This is a genomic window from Clostridium tyrobutyricum (genome assembly GCF_019144085.1).
Taxonomy (GTDB): domain Bacteria; phylum Bacillota; class Clostridia; order Clostridiales; family Clostridiaceae; genus Clostridium_B; species Clostridium_B tyrobutyricum_A.
The window spans coordinates 128,779-150,569 of sequence record NZ_JAHHUY010000004.1 but is presented as its reverse complement, the minus strand read 5'-3'; the positions used below and the strand labels follow the sequence as shown (position 1 = coordinate 150,569).

Sequence of the window (21,791 nt, the reverse complement as noted above, 5' to 3'; positions counted from 1 at the left end):
TAGCACCGTTTAAGCCATTGGCACCAGTAGGACCAACAGGACCCTGAGGACCGATAGCACCGTTTAAGCCATTGGCACCAGTAGGACCAACAGGACCTTGAGGGCCATTAGCACCATTTAAACCGTTGGCACCAGCAGGACCTTGAGAACCAGTAGGACCAGCGGGGCCCTGAGCACCGTTAGCACCAGCAGGACCCTGAGGACCAGTAGCACCATTCAAACCATTTAAACCATTAGCACCATTTAGACCATTCAAGCCGTTAGCACCAGCAGGACCCTGAGGACCGGTAGCACCGTTTAAGCCATTGACACCAGTAGGACCAATAGGACCTTGAGGGCCAGTAGCACCATTTAAGCCGTTGACTCCAGCGGGACCTTGAGGACCGACAGGACCAGCTGGACCCTGAGGACCAGTAGCACCGTTTAAGCCGTTGGCACCAGCAGGACCCTGAGGACCGGCAGAACCAGTGGCACCATTTAAGCCGTCAGCACCTTGAGGACCTTGAGAACCAGTAGGGCCAACAGGACCCTGAGGACCGGCAGGACCAGTAACACCATTTAAGCCGTCAGCACCTTGGGGACCTTGGGGACCAGCAGGGCCAGGACATCCTTGCGGACCGTTAGGGCCAGCAGGACCTTGAGAACCAGTAGGGCCAACAGGACCCTGAGGACCGGCAGGACCAGTAACACCATTTAAGCCGTCAGCACCTTGGGGACCTTGGGGACCAGCAGGGCCAGGACATCCTTGCGGACCGTTAGGGCCAGCAGGACCTTGAGAACCAGTAGGGCCAACAGGACCCTGAGGACCGGCAGGACCAGTAACACCATTTAAGCCGTCAGCACCTTGAGGACCTTGGTGACCAGCAGGGCCAGGACATCCTTGAGGACCGTTAGGGCCAGCGGGACCTTGAGAACCAGTAGGGCCAACAGGACCCTGAGGACCGGCAGGACCAGTAACACCATTTAAACCGTCAGCACCAGCAGGACCTTGAGGACCAGTTGGGCCAGTAGGGCATACTGGGCATGGTTTTTCACATTTATAGTCTATGGATAAATAAGGACTATTAGCACCTCTACTGCTATCATATCCAATTATAGTATAAGGAGTATCCTCTATTCCGACTAATGTTAAACCATTATTTGCAATGGTATTATTGTACCAGTCTCTAACTAAATTTGTAATATCAAATTTTACATAATGACCTATATCTTTATTAGATATTTTAATTTTATATGGAGTAATTGAAATATTAGGTGCATTATTCCATGTAACTGTGTTTTGGCTAAAATTAACCAAGTTATTATAAACTGTTACAGTTTGAGATGGATAGCTGCAATGATCTTTATCTTTTCTGTTAACATATATATATAATAGTGCTTTGGTTATTTTACATTTAGAAGGTATTGAACCAGGAATATCAAACTTTAAAAGACTTCTATAGGAATCCGGGCAGTTCTTATATCTTGTGTATTCGCCTGTATATAAAACTGAAGATGAAACAAAGTTCTTATTTGGGAAAAACTCGGATATATAGACATCATCAGTAGGATAAGCTCTGTGAATAGTCATATAATACATACCTCACTTTCGAGTATTATTCTGTTGTAATAAAACAAGTTTTAATTTGCTTCAATTATAATATATTATAGGACAGTAGGTTTGGTTACATATTAGAGTGCTTAAATTAAAGTATTTAAATTAAAGTGCTTAAACTTTTAAATGTTATTTTTATTGTGCAATAATTAAAATATGTGATACTATGATTCATATGAAAAAATTAAAAAATAAAATTGATACTTGGAGATGAATATATGAAAAAAATTGAGTTATTAGCTCCTGCTGGAGATATGCACAGCTTATATGCAGCAGTTCAATCTGGATCTGATGCAATTTATCTAGGTGGAAATAAATTTTCTGCTAGGGCTTACGCAAATAATTTTAATAATGAAAATCTTGAAGTTGCAGTTAAATACTGTCATATTTATGATGTTAAAATATACATAACTATAAACACGCTTATGAAGGAAAATGAATTGAAAGAGGCAGTTAGATATGCAAAGTTTTTACATAGTATAGGTGTAGATGGTCTTATAATACAGGATATAGGATTTGCAATTAATATAAAGAAAATTCTACCTGATTTTGAATTACATGCTTCAACTCAGATGACAGTTCATAATCTTGAAGGTGCACTGTTTTTAAAAGAAATTGGATTTAAAAGAATAGTATTATCTAGAGAACTTTCGCTAAAAGAGATACAATATATATCAAGAAATCTTGGAGTTGAAACTGAGATATTTATACATGGAGCTCTTTGTATTTGTTATTCAGGTCAATGTCTTATGAGCAGTACGATTGGTGGAAGAAGTGGGAATAGGGGAAGATGCGCACAACCCTGCAGACTTCCATATAGTGTAGTAAATTTACAAAATGGAGTCAACAGAAAAGGATATATTTTAAGTCCTAAAGACATGTGTATTATTGAAAATATAGAAGATATAATAAATACTGGTGCAGCTTCTCTAAAAATTGAGGGAAGAATGAAAAGACCAGAATATGTAGCTGGAGTTGTAAGTGAATACAGAGCTGTAATAGATGAATATATAGAGTCCAAAAGCAAAAATAATAACATTAATATAAGTGAATGCAAAAAGAGATTATTACAACTATTTAATAGGGAAGGATTTTCTAAGGCTTATTTATTTAAAAACACAGGAAAAGATATGATGTCTTATTCATTTCCAAAGAATACAGGAGTTGAAATTGGAAAGATTGAAAAAGATATGACTATTCTTTTAAATGAGTGTATATCTAAAGGTGATGGAGTTAGGAACAACAAAAATGGATTCACTGTTTCTAAAATAATTGAAAATAATAGGGAATTGGATAATGCTGAAAAATCTCAAAGAGTAAAACTTATGCCGGTAAGATATAAATCAGGTGATATAATATATAAGACATCGGATTTAAACCAACTCAAAAGATTGGAGAATATTTATAAAAGTCCTTATAAAAGGAAAATATACTTGAATCTAAAAGTAAAATTCAAAGTAGGAACAGACTTTTTACTTGAAACCAAATATAAGAATCATGTATTTACTTTTGCTGGTGAAATTGTTGAAAGTGCAGTTAAAAGACCTGTTACCAAGGATAGAATAAGTGAAAATCTATTAAAAACAGGAGATACCCCTTTCAAATTTTCAAATATGGAATTTATAGATTATGAAGAAGGATTTTTACCTATGTCTGAAATAAATATTGCCAGAAGAGAGCTTATAAATAAAATTGAAAAGTACGTGCTTGGGAAAAATATGCCTGTAGTTAATGATAAATATAAATTTGATATAACTGATATTGAAACTAAAGTTGATTTACCAGGAAATATAATATTTGTAACCACAAATGATCAGCTTAGAGCAGCTTTAGAATTAAACTTCAATTCCATATGTGTAGACCCTTTTCAACGAAAGAACTCAATTAAATTGGATAATATTGAAAGTAATATAGATATATATATTAAAGCTCCTAATATAATAAAGGAGGAATTCGATTATATATGCAATTTTATAGAAAAAAATTCTAATAGAATTAAAGGTATAATTACCTCAAATCTAGGTATATTGAACAGATTTAAAAATAAAATAAATTTAATTGGAGATTATAAACTTAATATATTTAATAGTGCTTCTTTGAAGTTTTACAATGGATTTACAAATGGAAATTGTTTGAGTGTAGAGTTAAGTAGAGGTGAAATTAGAAATGTATTAAATAATACCAAATATAGTGCTCAAATGTTGATGTATGGGAAAATTGAACTTATGGTAAGCGAATATTGTGCTATAGGAAGCACTTTTGGAGGCAGGACTGCTTCAAAAAACTGCAATAGTTCCTGTGAACATGGTGAATATTGTATTATAGATAGAAAAAATATAAAATTCCCAATTAAAACAGATAAGTTCTGCAGAAGTCATATATATAATAGTGTTTCTTTAAATTTAATATCTGATATGAAAGAAATTAGGAATATGGGCATAAAAAGTTTTAGACTGGATTTTTTAGATGAAAGTTATGAACAAACCAAAAACATATTAAAAGCTTTTATTTCAGAAAAGTGGAGTGGAGATTTTTCTGAATTTACGAGAGGCAGTTATAAAAGAGGAGTAGAGTAAATTTAATAGATTTTTAGTGAAATATGAAAGGATGAATAATTTTACATGAACGAAAAGTCTTTAGAAATATTGGAATTTAATAAAATAAAGAAAAAAATAGAAGAGTATACCAACACTGTTGCAGCTAAAGATATAATAGAGGATCTAAAACCTTATGATAATATTTATGCAGTAAGACAGCACTTGGAAGAAACTAGAGAAGCGTTTAAATTACTGGTGATCAAGGGCGAGGTTCCTTTTGATGGAGTTTATGATGTGAGAACTGGGATAACTATGGCAAAAAAAGGTTCGGTACTTATGCCCATTCAGATACTGAGAATAGGTGCAGTGCTAAGGTCTGCAAGAAGATTTAAAAAATATATAAGTCATAAAGATGATGAAGAATCGTTTCCTGTAATAGAAGACATATGTTCAGGAATTACGGAATTAAATAAGTTGGAAGATAAAATATTTTTATCCATAGAAAGTGAAGAACAAGTATCGGATAGGGCAAGTTCTACTTTATATAAAATTAGAAGAAGTTTAAGAGATAAAAATTCTTCTGTAAGAGATAAAGTGAATTCTCTTATGAGAAATTATTCCCAGTATTTGCAGGACAGTATATATACCATGAGAGGGGATAGATATGTACTTCCAGTAAAATCAGAGCATAAATCCATGGTTCCTGGATTAGTACATGATCAAAGTGCAAGTGGATCTACTCTGTATATAGAACCTATGGGGCTTGTAAATCTCAATAATGAAATAAAGGAATTAAAATTAAGTGAAAAAGCTGAAATAGAAAGAATACTGGCAGGGTTGTCACTAGAGATATATGATGATATATCTGCAATTGAGATAGATGCCAACATATTGTGGGAACTGGATTTTATATTTGCAAAAGCTAAATTTGCAAATGATTTAAATTGTACAATTCCTTCAGTAAATGAAGATGGAATTGTAGATATAATACAGGCAAAACATCCTCTTATAGATAGAAAAGTAGTTGTCCCAATGGATATATACATGGGAAAGAAATTTAAGTCTCTTGTTATAACAGGTCCTAATACAGGAGGAAAAACAGTAACGTTAAAAACCATAGGGCTTTTGCATATTATGGCTTTAAGTGGGCTTATGATACCCGCAAGGGAAAATTCCACAGTAGGATTTTTTAATGAAGTATTTGCTGATATTGGTGATGAACAAAGTATTGAACAAAATTTGTCTACTTTTTCTTCTCATATGACAAATATAGTTAATATTATAGATAAGGCGGATGAAAAGTCTTTAGTACTATTTGATGAACTTGGTGCAGGAACTGATCCAACTGAAGGAGCTGCACTTGCAGTTGCAATACTTGAAAATTTGAAGAAAAGAGGTTCAAGTATAGTTGCAACTACCCACTATAGTGAATTAAAAGTATATGCACTTAAAACTGAAGGAGTTGAAAATGCATCTGTAGAATTTGATATTGAGACATTAAGACCTACATATATACTTATAATAGGAATACCCGGGAAATCCAATGCCTTTGAAATATCAAAGCGACTTGGACTTCCAGATTTTATAATAGAAGATGCTAGGGAAAATATAACTAGTGAAACTTTAAAATTTGAAGATTTAATTCAAAATCTTCAGGATAAAAATTTGAAAGCTGAGGCATATAAACGAGAAGCCGAGAATCTAAAGGCTGATGCTTTAAAAATTAAAGATAAGTATGACAATAAATTGAAAAAACTTCAGAATACTAGAGACAAGATATATATGGAAGCACAGAGAGAGGCAAAAAATATAATAAAAGAAGCAAAAGATGAATCGGATAAAATAGTACGTGAAATGCATGAGATGGAGAAACTTGGATATACTTCTGAGGCTAGAAAAAATCTGGAAATGCACAGAAAAAAAATCAACAGAAAATTAGATGAAACCGAAAGCAAACTATATATAAATAAAAGTGATGATGGTGAAAAACTTAAAAATGTAAAAGAAGGAGAAGAAGTATTTCTTCCTTCCCTCAATCAAAATGTAATAGTTCTTGCAACACCTGATAACAGAGGTGAGGTTCAAGTTCAGGCAGGCATAATGAAGGTAAGTGCAAAATTAAAAGATTTAAGAGCTCCAAAGGGAATTTCAAAACAGCAGAAAAAGAAAAAAAGAGAAGCTAAATTGAATTTTAAATCTGTATCAAGTTCTGTAGATCTAAGGGGTATGGATTCCATAGAAGCATCTTATACTACGGATAAATATTTAGATGATGCATATATGAGTGGATTAAAAGAAGTAGTAATAATTCATGGAAAGGGAACTGGTGTACTTAGAAATTCTATAAATGAAATGTTGAAGCATCATTCTCATGTCAAAAACTACAGGTTAGGTGAATATGGTGAAGGTGGAACGGGCGTTACTGTAGTTGAACTTAAATAGGAGGACTATATATGATTATAGTAAGTGCATGTCTTTGCGGAATAAATACAAGATATGATGGAAAGTCCAGTTTGGATTATAAAGTTTTAAAACTTCTAAAATCCGGAAAAGCAATCCCCGTATGTCCCGAACAACTTGGTGGTTTGACTACACCACGACTTCCATGTGAAATAAATGGGGGAACTGGAAAAGATGTATTGATTGGAAAAGCTAGAATAATTGATAAAGAGGGAAATAACTTAACTGAGCAGTTTGTAAAAGGAGCTAATGAAGTAATAAATATATGTAAAGTATGCTCTATAAAAACTGCCATATTAAAATCCAAGAGTCCATCCTGTGGATGTGGAAAAATATATGATGGAAGTTTTTCTGGAAATACTATAAATGGAAATGGAGTATTTGCACAACTACTTATAGAAAATAACATAGAGGTTATTGAAGTATAAAAATCAGGATAGCTCAAATTTTATTGTGAGCTATCCTGATTTTGTTGAATCGGGAATATTTTATTATTTTACCACTTTAATATATTCGACTTCAGGATCTTCTGTTCCTTGAACATAAAGACCTGCTTCCTTAAGTTGTTTAACATAGTCAACTATATCCTTGGTTATTTCTTCTCCAGGACATAGTACTGGAATTCCAGGAGGATAGGCCATTAAAAATTCTCCACTAACCAGACCTACACTATTTTTTAAAGAAACAGCTTCTTTTTCTACATTAAAAGCATCTCTTGGAATTTTAATTTGTTTTGGAATGTCAGGGACGTCAAGAAAATCTGACTTTTTAGTATTATTTCCAAAATACTCTTTACTGATTTCCTTAAGGGCATTTATTAGAGCATTCATATTTTCCATTGTATCTCCAAAGGATCCTACAGCTAGAACATTATATATATCTGAAAGTTCCATTTGGATATGATATTTACTTGATAAAATCATATCCAAATCGTATCCTGTTATTCCTAAATCTCTACAAGTAATAGTTATCTTTGTTGGATCCAGCGAGTACACACCGCTGTTACCTAGAAGTTCATCTCCAAAACAATAAAGACCAGGAATTTTGTTTATTTCACATCGTGCATAATTGGCTAGATCTATAGCTTTATCCAATAGTTCTTTACCGCTGATTGCAATCTGCCTTCTGGCACAATCCAGGGAAGCCATTAGTATGTAAGAAGGTGAAGTAGTTTGTAGTAATGATAAAACCTGTTGTACTCTATGAACGTCAACTCTTTCAGAATTAACATGTAGTAGAGAGGCTTGAGTAAGTGCACCTATTATTTTATGAGTACTTTGACAACACATATCACTTCCAGCATCCATGGAGGAAAGGGGAAGTTTTTTATTAAAACCAAGGTGTGGTCCATGGGCTTCATCTACTATTAATGGAATATCATAACTATGAACAATAGTTGCTATTTTTTTTATATCTGCAGCTACACCATAGTATGTTGGATTTATAATTAAAACTGCTTTTGCATCACTATTTTCTTCTAGTGTCTTAGCAACGGTTTTAGGAGTGACACCGTGGGCAATTCCTACCTTTTTATCAAGTTCAGGCTGCATATATACAGGAATAGCACCACTTAGTATAATTCCTGCTGTTACTGATTTGTGAACATTTCTAGGTATTATAATTTTGTCACCTGAATTTACTACAGACATAATCATCGCCTGTATTGCTCCTGATGTGCCATGTATTGAAAAAAAAGCAGCGTCTGATCCATATGCATCAGCTGCTAATTCCTGAGCCCTTTTTATAGGACCTGTAGGATGATGCAGACTGTCAACTGATTTGAAAACTGTCACATCTATTTTGAAAGGATTTTCACCTATAAAGGTCTTGAATTCTGCATCTGCTCCAACACCTTTTTTGTGACCCGGTACATGAAATGGTATAGTTTTTCGTTTTACGTATTCCATTAATGCATCAAATAGCGGAGTTTCATTTTGATCTAATTTGTACATCTGGATATGCACCTTCTTTCATAAAAACAACCCTTTAACTCTTGAATTTAAAGGGTTTTCTTATATTTAATAAAAACTAATATTATTATATGTTAATTATTTTATAAATTCAACAATATAAATAAATTTTAGGGTAGGTAAAAGTGATTTTAATAAGTATTTATAGTATAATTGTAAATGTTAAATATTGATATATAGATGATTTTGATAAATAGTAGGAGGTATTGATTAATGTATAGAGAAAAATATGAACAGTGGTTGAACTCAAAGTTTATTGATGAGGGTACAAAACAAGAATTGCAAAATATTAAAGATGAAAAGGAAATAGAAGACAGATTCTATAAAGATCTTGAGTTTGGAACTGGTGGCCTTAGAGGAGTAATGGCAGCAGGAACAAATAGAATGAATATATATACTATAGGAAAAACTACACAAGGTTTATCTGATTATTTATTAAATAAATATAAAAATACAGATATATCAGTATCTATAGGATATGATTCAAGAATTATGTCAAATGAATTTGCTGAAAGAGCGGCACTTAATTTATGTGCCAATGGAATTAAGGTTAATTTATTTGAATCTTTAAGACCTACTCCTATGTTGTCCTACGCCGTCAGGTATTTTAAAAGTAAAGCTGGAATAGTAATAACTGCATCTCACAATCCAAAGCAATATAATGGATATAAGGTTTATGGAGAAGATGGTGGACAGGTAACCGATACTTTAGCCCAAGAAATATTATATAGAATAGAAAATGTAGACGATATTTCCAAAATTAAAAATATGAGCAGGTCTGATGCAGAAAATAAAAAACTGTTGAATATAGTTGGAGAAGAAGTAGACAGATCATATTTAGAAAAAGTAAAAGGACTTGGAATAAGAAAAGAATTAGTTAAATCAAAGGCAAAAGAACTGAACATAATATATACACCAATTCATGGTAGTGGAAATGTTCCAGTAAGAAGAGCACTTAGTGAATTAGGTTATGAGAATGTATTTGTAGTAAAGGAGCAAGAAAAACCAGATGGAAATTTTCCAACTGCCCCATATCCTAATCCCGAGGATCCAAAGGTATTTGAAATAGCTCTCGATATGGCTAAAAAGATAAAGCCAGATATAATATTTGGAACTGATCCAGATTGTGACAGAATTGGAGTTATAGTAAAAAACTCTAACGGAGAATATAAAATCTTAACTGGAAATCAAACAGGAATTCTTCTGACAAATTACATTTTATCTTCTTTAAAAGAATTTAATTCAATACCTGAAAATGGAGCTGTAGTTAAGACAATTGTGACCACAGAGGCTGTTTCAAAAATAGCAGAAGATTATGGTGTTGAGATAATAGACGTACTTACAGGTTTTAAATATATAGGAGAAAAAATAAAGGAATTTAAAAAGAGTGGAGACAAGAATTTTATATTTGGATTTGAAGAGAGTTATGGTTATCTGGCAGGTGATTTTGTAAGAGACAAGGATGCAGTAATTGCTTCTACACTTATATGTGAAATGGCCTTATATTATAAATCCAGGGGTATGAGTTTGTATGATGCACTTATAGCATTGTATGATAAATATGGATACTACAGAGAAAAACTTGTATCAGTAGAACTTAAAGGAAAAGAAGGTCATGAAAAAATTGAAAAAATAATGCAGTACCTTAGACATTCAATGAAGAATATTGTTGGCAGTGTAAAAATAGTCAAGAAGATGGATTATAAACTAAGTGTGGAGAAAGATCTTGTAAATATAAAAGAAAGCTTTATTGATTTACCTAAATCCAATGTTCTTAAGTTTATACTGGAGGATAAATCCTGCTTTGTAGTAAGACCATCCGGAACGGAACCCAAGATAAAAATATATCTATCTGTAATAGGAAATACTTTGGATGATTCCAATAATAGAATTGAAAATTTTCAAAAGAAGATTGAAAGTATATTTGATGATGCATGTGAAAGTTAAAATATAAAGATATAGGTGAGATTTATGAATATAGAAGCACATTTTAAAGATAAACTATCAAGTATAATGTTTTTAGAGATAAATAGGGAAACTTTGCAAAAAGTATTCAAAGTCGATTTGAATGAAAGCATATATATACCATTAAAAGCTAAAAACATAGTAGATACTGTTAAAGCTGAAAACAATATGGATAAAATACCTGTAGCATTTTTTATAGAAGGTATGTTTTATGTACTCGGAGCAGATATTAAATTTAAATTCAATGACTGCTATAAGATTATATTAAAAAATACAAAGGATTCAGTACCATTAATAAAGGCTGAAATAGCAGATAGAGTAAAAAATAAAAATTATGAAGATGCGTATATACTTTTAAAAGGATTGCTCTGTGTGGAAAAAACTGAAGAAGTATACGATAAAACTATATTTATAATAGATAGACTTAGAATTATGAACAACGATTATAGAAATGAAGAATTGGAAATATTGGAGGGAGCTGAGAGCATTGATAACTATGCTCTCCCATATTTCTATCATGCAATAATTGAAAAAGAGAGAGAAGATTATGAAAAGGCTCTTTTTTATATTAATAACTATATATCAAAAGGTGGAGAGGAAACTCTAGAAGTTACAGATTTTAAAGAGTCAGTTAAATCAGTAGTAGATTTTGACAGAGCCAAGGAGATTCTGAATGAAAATCCTAAAGAAGCATTGAAAAAGCTTATTCCATTGATAGACACTTTTGGAGATCACGCTTCGCTTTACTACTATATAGCAGTAGGCTATAGAATGCTTCAAAACTATGAAAAGGCAATATATTATTTAAATGAAGCCCTAAGCATAGACAGCAGTATAGTTGAGATAGTAAATGAAATGGGAATAAATTATGCATCTATTGGAGATTACAAAACTGCTTTAGCATACTTGAGAAAGGCTTTTGAAGCTACTAAATCTGTGGAGATATGTACCAATATAATAATGTGCTATTTGAATCTTGGAGATATGGACAATGCAAAACTTAACTATGATATTGCCAAAAAGCTTGATCCAAATGATGAAATAGTTTTACAGATTAAAGGTTATTTAGAAAAAGATCAATAAATTATTTGAAAGGAGATTTTATTTTGAAAGTTAAAAAAGCTATAATACCAGCTGCGGGACTGGGAACCAGGTTTCTGCCGGCAACTAAAGCCCAACCTAAGGAAATGCTTCCGATAGTTGATAAACCTACAATACAATACATTATAGAAGAGGCTGTATCTTCTGGAATAGAGCAGATACTCATAATTACAGGAAGAAATAAAAGAGCCATAGAAGATCATTTTGACAAATCTGTTGAATTAGAAAAAGAGTTGGAAATGCATAATAAAACTCAACTTTTGGATTTAGTAAAAAAGATATCAAATATGGCAGATATATACTATATAAGGCAAAAAGAACCAAAGGGATTAGGCCATGCAATAAGTTGCGCTGAAACATTTGTGGGAAATGAACCATTTGCTGTAATGCTTGGTGATGATGTAGTAGATAGCAAAGAACCATGTCTTAAACAACTTATAAATTGTTATGACGAATATAAGACTTCCATAATAGGTGTTCAGGAAGTACCAAAAGATCAGGCATACAAGTATGGAATAGTCAAAGGAATGTATATAGAGGATAGAGTGTATAAAGTAAAGGGATTGGTAGAAAAGCCTAAAGTAGAAGATGCTCCTTCTAATATAGCCATATTAGGCAGATATATAATAACACCATCCATATTTAAAATACTTAAAGATACTGTACCTGGAAAGGGAGGAGAAATACAGCTTACAGATGCTCTTAGAACTCTAGCCAACAAAGAAGCGATGTATGCGTATAATTTTAGAGGAAGAAGATATGATGTAGGTGACAAATTGGGATTCTTACAAGCTACAGTGGAGTATGCTTTAAAGAGAGATGAATTGAAAAAGCCTTTTATGGAATATTTGTTAAATTTAAAGGATACAGAGTTGTTTAAAAATGTACATAAAGAAATTTTAGACAAAACTGATAAAAATAAGTTTACAATTTGATAAATAAAAATATATTGAATAATTTTAGCTATGATGTAAAATAGAAAAGAGAGTTTTAATGTAGAATTATTTTTGTAAAAATAACTTTAGGAAGTGTTGATATGCAGAAAGACAAAAAGCTTATTATATATGACATAGCTTTAATAATAGTTTCATTATATTTTGCGTTCCTCTTAAGATTTGATTTCAGTATACCATCAGAATATATGGAATTTTTAAAGTTGTCGTTAATCCCAGTAATAGGAATAACTCTTATATTTAATAGGTTTTTTAAATTATATAGCAGTATATGGAAGTATGCATCTATAGAAGAATTAATGTCTATTATTTATTCAGTTTCACTGTCAAATGCTGTATTTGTAGTTTATAGTTATATAGTAAGTTTTAGGTTTCTTGAAAACAGATATTATAGATTTCCTTATACTGTACATATAATATTTTGGATATTGTCTGTAGTAACTTTAGGCGGAACAAGATTTTTACTTAGAATGTTTGAGCAGAGTGCTGGAGAAAAAGGAGTAAACAAAAAAAGTAAAAGGCTCCTTATAATAGGAGCAGGAGATGCTTCTGCAATGTTGATAAAGGAAATAAAGAGACATAAAAATTTGAACTATGACATAGTAGGACTTATTGATGATGACTCTTATAAAAAGAAAAAATTTATAAGTGGTATAGAAGTTTTAGGAGGAAGAGGAGATATACCTGAAATATGTAAAAAAAATAGAATAGAGGATATAATAATTGCTATTCCATCAGTTGATATGCATTCAAAACGGGAAATTATAAACATCTGTAAAAGTACTGGATGTAAATTAAAAACATTGCCTGGAATATATGAAATTGTAGATGGAAAAGTCAATATAAGTAAATTAAGAGATGTAAATATAGAAGATTTACTTGGCAGGGAAGAAGTTAAATTAAACAACAGCAATATAAATAAATACATAAAAGATAAGGTAATATTGGTAACTGGCGGTGGAGGCTCAATTGGATCTGAATTGTGCAGACAAATAGCCAAGTTCTATCCTAAACAACTATTAATACTTGACATATATGAAAACAATGTATATGACGTTCAGATGGAACTTAATTATAATCATTCTGAATTGAACAAAAAGGTTATTATAGCTTCTATAAGAGATGCTGACAGACTTAGTGAAATTTTTTCACATTATAAACCGGATGTAGTATTTCATGCAGCTGCACATAAACATGTTCCACTAATGGAAATGAATCCTGGTGAAGCTGTAAAAAATAATATAATTGGAACTTATAATGTACTTAAATGTTGTAATGATTACAATGTGAAAAAATTTGTTCAAATAAGTACTGATAAAGCTGTAAATCCAACCAATATTATGGGTGCTACCAAGAGATTTTGTGAAATGATGGTTCAAGCTTTTGATGCTGTAAGCAAAACTGAATATGTAGCTGTCAGATTTGGCAATGTACTTGGAAGTAATGGTTCCGTTATTCCACTTTTTAAGAGGCAAATATCTCATGGAGGACCTGTTACTGTTACAGATCCTGAGATAAATAGATTCTTCATGACCATACCGGAAGCTGCACAACTTGTTATTCAGGCAGGTGCAATAGCCCATGGTGGAGAAATATTTGTACTTGACATGGGAAAACCTGTTAAAATAGTAGACCTGGCAAGAGATCTTATAACTCTATCTGGATATAGACCGGATGAAGATATAAAGATAGAATACACTGGATTAAGACCTGGAGAAAAATTATATGAAGAACTTCTTATGAATGAATTGGCACTTACATCAACAGAACATAAAAAGATTTTTGTTGAAAAGCCAAATAAAATAGATATGAAATTCATAGAAAAATCTATACTTGAATTTAAAGAAGTTGTATATGAGGACAGGGAACATATATTTAAACTTATGGAAGAAAAAGTTCCGACCTATACAAGAAAAAATAATGAAAGAGAATCAGCTTAAATAACAAAGAATATAAAGTAATAAACTAGCTGAAAAATAAATGTCACAATATACAGTATGATATAATAGGATAAGGAAAATTTGAATTAGAATATATTTATGATTTAATAAAATTTTGTATACTTGAAAACTCAGGAGGAAAAACAATGTCACAGTTAAAAAATGAATTGATATCAAAATTAAATGATAAGACTGCCAAGCTAGGTGTAGTAGGATTAGGATATGTGGGACTCCCACTTGCAGTTGAAAAGGCAAAGGTAGGGTATAATGTTATAGGATTCGATGTTCAAGATAAAAAAGTGAACATGGTAAATGAGGGACATAATTATATAGGAGACATAGTTGATTCAGATCTCTCTGCATTAGTTAAAGATGGTAAATTGAAAGCTACTACCGACTTTAGTTTTGTAAAAGATGTAGATGCAGTTACAATATCTGTTCCTACACCACTTGATTTATATAAGCAGCCAGATTTATCATATGTAGTAAATTCTACTAGAAGTGTAGCTAAATATTTACATAAAGGAATGTTGGTAGTTTTAGAAAGTACTACATATCCTGGAACAACAGAAGAAGTATTGAAACCAATACTTGAAGAGAGCGGTTTAAAATGTGGAGATGACTTTTTCCTTGCTTTTTCACCTGAAAGAGTAGATCCAGGAAATAAGAAATACAAAACTAAAAACACTCCAAAAGTAGTAGGTGGCTGCACACCTGAATGCACTGAAGTAGCAGCAGCACTTTATAGAAGCGTATTAAAAAGTGATGTGTTTACAGTATCCTCACCAGCAGTAGCTGAAATGGAAAAAATACTTGAAAATACATTTAGAAATATAAATATAGCACTTATAAACGAAATGGCTATATTGTGTAATAGAATGAACATAGACATATGGGAAGTAATAGAAGCTGCAAAAACCAAACCTTATGGATTCATGCCATTTTATCCAGGCCCAGGACTTGGTGGACATTGTATACCACTAGATCCATTTTATCTTTCATGGAAAGCTAAAGAATATGATTTCCATACCAAACTTATAGAAACTTCAGGAGATATAAATGATTCCATGCCATCTTTTGTGGTAGATAATGCTATGAAATTATTAAATAAATATCAAAAAAAGGCTATGAATGGTGCAAAAGTATTGCTCCTTGGAGTAGCTTATAAAAATGATATAGATGATATGAGAGAATCACCTGCTCTTAAGGTTATAGAACATCTGGAGGCTAATGGAGCTGATATCATAATAAATGATCCGTATATACCTAGTTTCAAACATAAAGATAAGGAATATAGAACTGTTGATTGGAAAGAAGTAATAGATGATGCGGATATAGTAATAATAACTACAAATCACAGTTGCTACGATTATGAAAAGATTGCTGAGAGAGCAAAACTTATTTATGATACTAGAAATGCTACTAAAGATGTAAAGAACAATAGAGACAAAATTCATAAACTGTAAAAATTATTAAAATGATATTATATTAATATAAGTCCTAATTTATGGGGCTTATATTACTGAATATAGTAATTTAAAAGAGAGGTGTCTTTATGAATAAATTAAAATTTGCCATTATTGGTTGTGGAAGGATTTCTTATAAACATGTGGAAGCTTTAATAAATAATAAGATGGAAGCGGAGCTTGTGTGTACATGTGACATAGTGCTGGATAAGGCCAAGGAAAAAAGCAGGGAATATGCAGATAAATTAAATGAAAACATACAAATAAAAACATATAGTGACTATAAGGAAATGCTTGAAAATGAGGATATAGACGTAGTTACAATTGCTACAGAAAGCGGATATCATCCTGAAATAGCTATGTACTGTATGAACAAAAAGAAAAATGTTATAGTGGAAAAGCCTATGGCATTATCAATAGATGATGCAAATAACATGATAAAGTGTGCAAAAGACAATAATGTAAAATTGTGCATAAGTCATCAAAACAGATTTAATGTGCCAATTCAAAAGTTGAGAAAGGCCATTGATGAAAAGAGATTTGGAAGACTTATAAACGGTACTGCAAGGATATTGTGGAACAGAAATATGAATTACTATAAACAAGCTTCATGGAGAGGAACATGGAAGTTAGATGGTGGTACATTGATGAATCAATGTATACATGATATAGATTTACTTCAGTGGATGCTTGGCGGGGAAATAGATACAGTATATTCACAAAGTGATACTTTCATGAGGGACATAGAAGCAGAAGATTTTGGAGCTGTAATAATAAGATTTAAAAATGGTGCTATAGGAATGATTGAGGGTAGTGCATGTGTATATCCTAAAAATCTTGAAGAAACTTTAAGCATATTTGGTCAAAATGGGGCAGTATGTATAGGTGGACTTGCAGTTAACAAGATAGAGACATGGAGATTCGATGATAATAAGGACAATGAGGAAGATGTATTGAAGGCTCAGGAGGGTGATCCTGATACAGTATATGGATTTGGTCATACTCCATTGTTTAAAGATATGATAGATGCAATAAATAACAATAGAGAACCTCTTGTAAATGGTGAAGAAGGCAAGAAGGGAATGTCTATAATATTGGCGGCTTATAAGTCAAGGCTTACAGGACAGCCTGTTAAATTCCCATTTGATAATTTCTCTACTATGGATATGATAAATGTAGATAAGATACATAAATAATTTGTTTTAGTCAAAAGGAGCAGAAGATTATGGATAAATGTTTTATATCTGAAACTGCGAATATAGGTAAAAATGTAAGCTTTGGATGTTTTGTAGTTGTAGAAGATGAAGTTGTTATAGGAGATAATTGTATTATTTCAAACAATGTAGTTATACATAAGGGAGCAATAATAGGTGACAATGTAAGAATTGATGATAATGCAGTTATAGGTAAACAACCTATGAGAGCGGCAAATAGTATATTTAAAGATGATGAAGAGCCATTACAGCCATCTAAAATAGAAGATGGCTGTTTGATAGGTGCAGCTGCTATTGTGTATGCAGGTTCCTGCATAGGAAAAAACACGTTGGTTGCAGATATAGCTGTAGTTAGAGAAAATGTAACTATAGGTGAAAAGACCATAATTGGAAAAGGTGCCACAGTTGAAAATTACTGCAGCATAGGATCAAATTGTAAAATTCAGACAAATGCATATATAACAGCTTATTCAAAAATTGAAGATTATGTTTTTATAGCCCCATGCGTTGTTACGTCAAATGACAATTATGCAGCTAGATCTAAAGAAAGATTTAAACACTTTAAGGGCGTGACAGTAAAAAGAGGAGGCAGAATAGGAGCAGGAGCTGTTATATTGCCGGGGAAAACAATAGATATAGATGGCTTTGCGGCAGCAGGAAGTGTAGTTACAAAAAATATAGAAAGTGAAAGTATAGTTGCAGGTAATCCAGCCAAATCTTTAAGAAAAGTGCCAGAAGATCAACTTCTTAAAAATCAACAATAAATGAAAAGGTGGAACTGGTAATGGATATAAGCGTCAAAAATCAAAATAAAATTATATATTTAATAATTATTTTAAGTTTAATAGCTAACTATTTTATGTTTCCAAGTTTGATTGTAGTTCAAATATTTGCAGCTTTCTATGTTACTATAATTTATAAAAAATTTATAGGAAGTAAACGGAATTTTATATATTTTTCCACACTTCTATTTGCTATTATAAATTTTTCATTGAAAGTACCGATAGGAAGTAGATATGATGTATATTATTTCTACATAACCTTATTTATATATATAGTATTTTTATTGCGCAATTTTATAAAACATTGTATTAAAGATGGTTTTAAAAATATTAAATATAATAAATATTTAATTTTTATAATTATATTTATTGTATATATGCTGTTTAGTGTTCTAATCGCACAAGATAAAAAGCTTGCAGTTAAATATGTATTTAACTTTTTTATTATGTTTTCTCTTTTGGTAATGATATTTTGGGAGAATAGGTCTAAAGATATAATGCGAAAGACTTTAAGCCTTTTACAGTACATATATATGGGAATATTGTTCCTTGGAGTATTGGAAATGTTCGGCATAAGATATGGAGTAAGAAATCATTTTGAAGAATGGGATCCTATATCAACTCAAATAAGTTATGTCAAAAAAATACCAGTTGTATTTTTTTATAATCCTAACAATTATGCAGTATTTTTAGTTATGGCAATGACTATTCTCATAGTTGCCTGGTTATTTACTAAAAACAAGTTTAAAAAGAGATTATATATAGTTTTATATTTTATAAGTCAAATTAATTTAATATTTACAAGGTCTAGGACATCATGGATAACTATATTTGCAGTAATAATATTCATGATATTATTCTATTCTATATCTAAAAATAAAGATAAATTTAACGTAATAAAACTAATATCTACAGCTCTTATAACTCTTGGGGTATTTGTAGGAATTTCTTTTGTGCCTAATATGCAGCCTTTTTATGGTAAAATAACAGGTTCCACACTTTTAAGCAAATTGAACATAGCCAATTATAAATATCAACCTGATTTAAAAGATCAAAAATTACTTGAATTAGGTAAAAAGGGATCAGATAATGAAAGGTATACACTTATGCACGATGTAGTACATGGGGTAATATCAGAAAAACATTATTTGGGATTTGGAGCTGGAAATATAGAAAAATATGTAGAAAAGATGAACAATACATTTGGAGTTCTGAATGTACATAGCTTTTGGCTTGAAATGCTAGGAAATTTCGGAATAGCAATATTTTTATACATCATCTACATATATATAAGTATGATTAGAGATGGTATAAAGGCATATTATTATGAACAAGCTAAGTATAAAAAGTATTTTATAATGTTCTCTGCAAATTTATTTGGCATTATATTCTTATGTTTTGGTCCTAGTACAATCATGTGGTATCCTCCTTTTTGGATTTCTATGGGAATGTCTTTAGCTCTTATAGTAGGAAGAAGCAAAAAATTTGTGGAAAATAATTAGTAGTTGAGGTGTTATTATATTGAAAATTTTAGTGTTGGCTAGTTGGTATCCTGATGATTCAAGTCCTGTAAATGGAGTATTTGTAAAAGAGCAAGTTAGAGCTTTGAAAAAAGTAGGAATTACTCCAATTGTATTCTATCCTTATGACAAAAGCGCAGATAATGGTAGATATAGAAAAACTATTGAAGAAGGAGTTATTATTTATAGAGCTAATACGGACTATTTAAAAAATGCTAAAATATCAAGATTGTATAGCATAATAAAGTCAGCTAAAATATTAAAAAAGATATTAAATGAAAATAACATAAGTTTAATACATTGTCATGTATGTTATACGGCAGGTTTTATAGCATATGTATATAGCAAATTTTTCAATAATATACCATATATAATAACAGAACATTCTTCAAAAGTTGAAGAATTCTCAAATAAGATTTACAATAAAATCTTATTTTATTTATCATATAAGAAGGCTAAATATGTAATTACGGTAAGTACATATTTAGCAAAAGAGCTTGCTGATTTAAAATTTAAATTTAAAAGTAGAGTAATAGGAAATGTAGTAGATACATCTTCATATAATATAAAAATTATGAATAATAAAGATGCAAAACACTGGAATTTGTTATTTGTTGGATTAATGCCTGACAGTGAAGTAAAGGGTCTGCAATACTTCATACCGGCACTTGCTGATTTTATGTCTAAAAATCCAGAGTATGATATAAATTTTAATATAGTAGGTGACGGGTCCAAGAGAAAAGAATACGAAAAAACGTGTAAAGAATTGGGCATATATGATAAGTGTAATTTTTATGGTAAAGTGGATAAATTAGAAATACCTAAATTAATAGAAAAAAATGATTTCTTAATATTGCCAAGTATAAAGGAAACTTTTGGAAGCGTATTAATAGAATCCATGGCTGGTGGTAAACCTGTGCTTGCTACCAAATGTGGCGGCCCACAAGATTTTGTAAACAAAAAAGTTGGAATATTAGTTGAATCCGGTAACAAGGAACAATTAGAACTTGGAATAAAAAATATGATTGACAACTATGATCATTTTGATTTTCAATATATAAGAAATTATGCTGAAGATAATTTTAATTATGATTCAATTGGAAAAAAACTTAAAGAACTATATATTAGTATTCTTTCAAGTTGATACTCAAGTAATTGTTGAAAGGATGGATTGTATGCCAAATTGTATATTTCACATACCATTTAAAATAGATGAAGATTGGCCATCAGCATCTCAAATCAGACCTATGAGAATGTTAAATGCTTTTAAGAGTATTGGATACAATGTAGATATAGTTATGGGATGTGGAAAAGAGCGTAAGAATAATATAAAAAAAATAAAAGATAAAATTAGAAGTGGGGTAAAATATGATTTCATGTATTCAGAAAGTTCTACAGAACCTACGTTATTAACTGAAAAAAATCATATTCCTAAATTCCCATTTTTAGATTTTGGATTTTTTAATTTTTGTACAAATAATGGAATAAATATAGGATTATTTTATAGAGATGTATATTGGAAGTTTGACGAATATAAACTAACAGTATCTTTTATAAAAAGAATTATTGCACGTATGTTTTATAAGTATGATCTATTTAGATATAAACGACTTTTAAATACCTTGTATCTTCCATCACTAAAGATGTATGATTATGTACCTATAGATTTCAAGGGAAAAGTAGAAGAATTGCCTCCTGCTGCAGAAAAGGATAAAATATGTTTAGATTATGATAATACCTTAATTGAGAAAAGAAAAAATTTAAATATATTTTATGTAGGTGGATTAAATTATCTTTACAATTTAGAGTATTTGTTTGATGTAGTAAGTGAAAATAAAAATTTAGACCTAACTGTTTGCTGCAGGGAGAAAGAGTGGACAGTAGAAAAAGGAAAATATGAAAAGTATCTCAATGACAGAATAAAGGTAATCCATGAATCAGGAGATGGATTAATTCCATATTTTAAACAAGCAGATTTATTTAGCATATTTGTAGAACCTCAAGAGTATAGAGAATTTGCAATGCCAGTTAAATTATTTGATTATCTTACTTATGGGAAACCTATAATTGCTACAAGTGGAACAGGAGTGGGTGAATTTATAGATAAAAATAGTGTAGGATGGTCTGTAGATTATTCAAAAGAGGAACTTAGAAAAAAGTTGATGTATATAATTGAGAATCCAGAGGTATATATAGAAAAAGTAAATAACATAAAAAATATTATACAGGATAATACATGGGAAGCAAGGGCAATCAAAGTTATGAATGATTTAAAAAAATGATTTTGGA

At 31.2% G+C, this 21,791-nt stretch carries 15 protein-coding genes; 13 read left to right on the top strand and 2 right to left on the bottom strand.

Annotated elements, in window-relative coordinates; genetic code table 11:
• Window positions 1-1,570, bottom strand: a 1,570-nt coding sequence (locus tag KM800_RS03125; protein WP_217811759.1) for a DNRLRE domain-containing protein, incomplete at its 3' end; no start/stop codon positions are given.
• A gap of 242 nt (window positions 1,571-1,812) precedes the next feature.
• Between KM800_RS03125 and KM800_RS03120 the strand changes: the two genes are divergently transcribed.
• From KM800_RS03120 to KM800_RS03110, 3 genes are read left to right on the top strand one after another with little or no spacing between them, the layout of a single operon-like run.
• Window positions 1,813-4,170, top strand: a complete 2,358-nt coding sequence (locus tag KM800_RS03120; RefSeq protein WP_217811758.1) for a DUF3656 domain-containing U32 family peptidase — start codon at window positions 1,813-1,815, stop codon at window positions 4,168-4,170.
• A 45-nt stretch (window positions 4,171-4,215) separates the two neighbouring features.
• Window positions 4,216-6,573, top strand: a complete 2,358-nt coding sequence (locus tag KM800_RS03115; protein WP_217811757.1) for an endonuclease MutS2 — start codon at window positions 4,216-4,218, stop codon at window positions 6,571-6,573.
• An 11-nt stretch (window positions 6,574-6,584) separates the two neighbouring features.
• Complete coding sequence (locus KM800_RS03110; RefSeq protein WP_217811756.1) at window positions 6,585-7,019, top strand: DUF523 domain-containing protein; 435 nt, start codon at window positions 6,585-6,587, stop codon at window positions 7,017-7,019.
• A 63-nt stretch (window positions 7,020-7,082) separates the two neighbouring features.
• Here KM800_RS03110 and KM800_RS03105 read toward each other — a convergent pair whose 3' ends face one another.
• A complete protein-coding gene (locus tag KM800_RS03105; RefSeq protein ID WP_217811755.1) occupies window positions 7,083-8,543 on the bottom strand; it encodes an aminotransferase class I/II-fold pyridoxal phosphate-dependent enzyme in 1,461 nt (486 codons plus the stop codon).
• A gap of 231 nt (window positions 8,544-8,774) precedes the next feature.
• Here KM800_RS03105 and KM800_RS03100 point away from each other — a divergent pair, with 231 nt between their 5' ends.
• The 10 genes from KM800_RS03100 to KM800_RS03055 all read left to right on the top strand — a co-directional run bounded on the left by KM800_RS03100 (window position 8,775) and on the right by KM800_RS03055 (window position 21,784).
• Window positions 8,775-10,508, top strand: coding sequence for a phospho-sugar mutase (locus KM800_RS03100; protein WP_217811754.1), 1,734 nt, complete (start codon window positions 8,775-8,777; stop codon window positions 10,506-10,508).
• A 24-nt stretch (window positions 10,509-10,532) separates the two neighbouring features.
• Entirely contained in the window at window positions 10,533-11,609 is a 1,077-nt protein-coding gene (locus KM800_RS03095; RefSeq protein WP_217811753.1) for a tetratricopeptide repeat protein, read from the top strand.
• A gap of 23 nt (window positions 11,610-11,632) precedes the next feature.
• Entirely contained in the window at window positions 11,633-12,562 is a 930-nt protein-coding gene (gene galU / locus KM800_RS03090) for a UTP--glucose-1-phosphate uridylyltransferase GalU (protein ID WP_217811752.1), read from the top strand.
• Window positions 12,563-12,663: 101 nt separating this feature from the next.
• Entirely contained in the window at window positions 12,664-14,520 is a 1,857-nt protein-coding gene (locus tag KM800_RS03085) for a polysaccharide biosynthesis protein (RefSeq protein WP_217811751.1), read from the top strand.
• Between the two features lie 146 nt (window positions 14,521-14,666).
• A complete protein-coding gene (locus KM800_RS03080) occupies window positions 14,667-15,986 on the top strand; it encodes a nucleotide sugar dehydrogenase (protein ID WP_217811750.1) in 1,320 nt (439 codons plus the stop codon).
• Window positions 15,987-16,075: 89 nt separating this feature from the next.
• Window positions 16,076-17,182 (top strand): Gfo/Idh/MocA family protein, encoded by a 1,107-nt coding sequence (locus KM800_RS03075; protein ID WP_217811749.1) that lies wholly within the window; start codon window positions 16,076-16,078, stop codon window positions 17,180-17,182.
• Between the two features lie 29 nt (window positions 17,183-17,211).
• A complete protein-coding gene (locus KM800_RS03070; protein WP_217811748.1) occupies window positions 17,212-17,964 on the top strand; it encodes an acyltransferase in 753 nt (250 codons plus the stop codon).
• A gap of 20 nt (window positions 17,965-17,984) precedes the next feature.
• Complete coding sequence (locus KM800_RS03065; RefSeq protein WP_217811747.1) at window positions 17,985-19,484, top strand: O-antigen ligase family protein; 1,500 nt, start codon at window positions 17,985-17,987, stop codon at window positions 19,482-19,484.
• 19 nt (window positions 19,485-19,503) lie between these two features.
• Window positions 19,504-20,646, top strand: a complete 1,143-nt coding sequence (locus KM800_RS03060) for a glycosyltransferase (protein ID WP_217811746.1) — start codon at window positions 19,504-19,506, stop codon at window positions 20,644-20,646.
• Window positions 20,647-20,677: 31 nt separating this feature from the next.
• A complete protein-coding gene (locus tag KM800_RS03055; protein ID WP_217811745.1) occupies window positions 20,678-21,784 on the top strand; it encodes a glycosyltransferase in 1,107 nt (368 codons plus the stop codon).
• Window positions 21,785-21,791: the final 7 nt, after the last annotated feature.